This window comes from Thiomicrospira microaerophila (genome assembly GCF_000934765.1).
GTDB lineage: Bacteria > Pseudomonadota > Gammaproteobacteria > Thiomicrospirales > Thiomicrospiraceae > Thiomicrospira > Thiomicrospira microaerophila.
This window is the reverse complement of the sequence record NZ_JYNN01000100.1, coordinates 1-1,481: the sequence shown is the minus strand read 5'-3', so window position 1 is coordinate 1,481 and position 1,481 is coordinate 1. Positions and strand designations below refer to the sequence as shown.

2 protein-coding genes are annotated in these 1,481 nt (G+C 34.8%); both read right to left on the bottom strand.

The window, feature by feature from the left end; genetic code table 11:
- Nucleotides 1-630: 630 nt before the first annotated feature.
- Entirely contained in the window at nucleotides 631-894 is a 264-nt protein-coding gene (locus NA59_RS12720) for a hypothetical protein (RefSeq protein ID WP_044413575.1), read from the bottom strand.
- 52 nt (nucleotides 895-946) lie between these two features.
- Nucleotides 947-1,481, bottom strand: a 535-nt coding sequence (locus tag NA59_RS12715; RefSeq protein WP_232504099.1) for a hypothetical protein, incomplete at its 5' end; no start/stop codon positions are given.

Sequence of the window (1,481 nt, the reverse complement as noted above, 5' to 3'; positions counted from 1 at the left end):
CTTCCAGAAACCTAAACACCACGCTTAATCAACATGGACGTATGTTAGGCGATGAGGCCTGTGCTGTAAAGTATGGGCACGGTCGGACGCTTACATCGTAATTTGGGATTACTCTGAGTTGATTTTCAAAACGAATAATCTGAAAAGTATCATGTTTCAATTGTTCAAGCATCGGATCGCGAACACGGTCTTGAAGGTTTCTAGACTCTTGAACGCGAATATAGCGTAAACGATCATCACCAATCCGGATATTTCACATTTTAATTAGTTGATATTGATGTCACATTAAAGAGAATGTTAAGCAACATCAAATGTGAGATTCATGCAGATCTTCAATTGGTGTTTGTTGTCAATCAAGTAGTGGTCGTTATGAACGGATATGTTCCGATATTTGCCTAAAATTTTTTAAAGGTGAAGGATCGTGATTTTTGATAAGATAAGACTATATTAACTGAAACGGCTGATAGTGAAATATCATGAAGCACTAAAAGTTTGGAGAAGATTTGTCACAGGATTCAGGTTCTTCAGAATGAAAGAATTAATGAGATAAAATATCACAGTTAAAAACGGCATAGTTTAATAGCAAGCTTGAATATAGACTTCATTCAAGCTTGCTAGATTGCCTTGAGATTAATTTTTTGGCAAGTCGGGTACCAAGTTTATACAATCTTGTACACCCTGTTTTAAACTCACAAAATGTCGATTAAGCAGTGCTAGATTATACGCAATCGCATCATTGTTTAAATCAACAATTTGTTTTTTGATAGTGTCACTCATGCAGTAGCTGTTTCTGCTTGCTATCATGTTAGTGTTGTGCATATGAAATGATTCTTGTATTCCATTTTCAAAAATTGATAACAACTCAGCTAGCTCACCAAATAATGCTCTGTTCATGTTTTGAAACTCCTAAATGAATAATAAAAAAATATGTGCTTATCTTATAAGCTTAAAAAAATAAAAATCTTTTGTTGTTTACCCCCCTTTGCTCAATTCTATCGAGTCTCTCTAAAACGTCATTGAGTACTTCTTGAATCGCTTTGACATCTTGATGCATCGTTAATGAGCGTAGTGCTATTTTTTTAAAAGTATCAAAATTATTTAGCTCTTCGTGTACGATTCTTTGTGTGTTTAACTTTTCACTCTCAACCAATTTTCTTATTCTTCGCAGACTCGATAATTCAGTTACGTGACCTTGTGCGAAAAGCGACATCATAGCGATGATGATATCTTCATCATCTAGCGTGTGAACCAGCTTGCTAATCTCAAAAAAGTTTGGATGTTGTGATATCGTATCGATTAAAGATTTTTTTAAGCCTGTGGGGGCTTGATTGCCAGCTTGTGTATTAGACTGACTTTGTCTTTTAGCTCTTGAAATAATATCTGCAATATCTGCTTTTAAGTTTTGTGACTCACTTAAAAAGTCCTGGTTTTGATCACTCATGATTTGTATCCTCGTTGTTGTTGTTGTTGTTGTTGTTGTT